The 1,434-nt window shown below is 44.2% G+C and carries 2 protein-coding genes; both read left to right on the plus strand.

From position 1 onward, the window contains the following. Positions 1–147: 147 nt before the first annotated feature. Positions 148–741 carry a hypothetical protein gene (locus tag Q1A69_RS19925; RefSeq protein WP_299589615.1) on the plus strand — a complete coding sequence of 198 codons (594 nt, stop codon included), beginning with the start codon at positions 148–150 and terminating at the stop codon, positions 739–741. 73 nt (positions 742–814) lie between these two features. Then, positions 815–1,150: a superinfection immunity protein gene (locus Q1A69_RS19930; RefSeq protein ID WP_299589617.1), complete on the plus strand. Its 336-nt coding sequence runs from the start codon at positions 815–817 to the stop codon at positions 1,148–1,150. The last annotated feature ends 284 nt before the right edge of the window (positions 1,151–1,434 follow it).

Genomic DNA, 1,434 nt, shown 5'->3' on the forward strand with positions numbered 1-1,434 from the left:
GTGTAGCATCCTACTTCCGGCATGAATCGATTAAATATGCAGCATAATGGAACTATTTGTCCGCCGGGTTAATAGTGAAACTAATATCGCGGTGCGACTCAACCGAGCAAAAGAGCGTCTTAACATCAGCCTTTCAGGAGGTGAAAAATGAATGGAGCAGACTCTGAGAAGCAGTGGCTTGAACTGGAAAACCTGTGGAAACTCCAGCGGGTTAAGAAGGATATTCCGGCTGCAATCTTAAAGTGGGTGCGCCACCAGGAGCGACGCATGCGGCTAGTGACTGCTTCTGAGATCCTCCTTTGGTTGTTATCGGTAATTTATATAACTAAGACGATAATGGCTAAAAGTCTGCCCGACACCCCCGCCAGACTGTTTTTTGCATTTACCGTTTTCGCTATGGGGATTAGTTTTTCAATCTTGAACCGCCGTGGTTTGTGGGGACCTTTGGAGGAGAGTGCTCAGGCGTATATAGATCTCGCGCTATTAAGGCTTAGACGAAAACGCAGAGAAGTACATTTCTGTTGGCTCTATTTATTTATTCAGCTAGGAATTTTGGGCGTGTGGCATTTTATTTCAATTGAAATGGATGCGACCTCTCCAGTTATTCGTAATCCTAAAGAATCAGCCTTAGTTGTTCTGGGCTTAACCATTTTTCTGGCCGCCTATAGTTACTATATCTACTGGCGCACCGGGTGGGAGAAAGTCAGCCTGAAAAATCTGCAGGAAAAATATCTTAATTAACTGTAAAGAATGTTCAGCAAGTGAGACTGTAGTTAGTAACAATCTATTCTGTTAGAAAAAGGTACTAAAGAGTATGTTTACTCGTCTCGAGGAATTAACAGCAAATTTTATAGATATTCTCAGTGGAATTAATCCGCTGAAAGGCTCTCTGTTTGTTCTTTTATTTTTGGCTGTATCTTTTTTGCCAGCGATCATTGCATTTTTTTTTAACCGCAAGCACTTTACCAAGATCCTGGTAGCCAATGTGCCGGCAATACTCTCCTGGGTGGCTTGGTTTGCTTTATTGGTGTGGGCGATTACCGGTCAGGTACGTAAGCCAAAGGAAGGAAAGGTACATACCGTAGATAAGGATGACGATGTGCAGGATGCCTCTCCAGGAAAGGGTATGGTTTCGACGGAGAGTCAATAGGGTGTACAGATGCTGACAGTGCGTACGCCCTGCGGAAGCTTCGGCGCTCTCTATTAGGCCCTTCTATATAGGTAATACTTAACTTTCCTAGGCGACATTAAATCCGCCCATTTTTTAACCAGAAATCTATTTGAAAACTTTCTACAAAAAGTGCTTGCCGCCCCCCCCTGAAGTCCGTATAGTTCGCCTCCTCGCTGCTCAGGCAGTAGCGGGAAGGCAGCTCCAAGTGATTGATTTTCTTAAGAAAATTACTTCAAAAAAGAGCTTGCCAAGCACCGAGAGGC

This window comes from uncultured Microbulbifer sp. (assembly GCF_947498635.1).
Classification (GTDB): Bacteria; Pseudomonadota; Gammaproteobacteria; order Pseudomonadales; family Cellvibrionaceae; genus Microbulbifer; species Microbulbifer echini.

Bases quoted from the DNA above. Each gene is read 5' to 3' on its own strand.
- Q1A69_RS19930 (WP_299589617.1), top strand. From the start codon at position 815: ATGTTTACTCGTCTCGAGGAATTAACAGCAAATTTTATAGATATTCTC.
- Q1A69_RS19925 (WP_299589615.1), top strand. From the start codon at position 148: ATGAATGGAGCAGACTCTGAGAAGCAGTGGCTTGAACTGGAAAACCTG.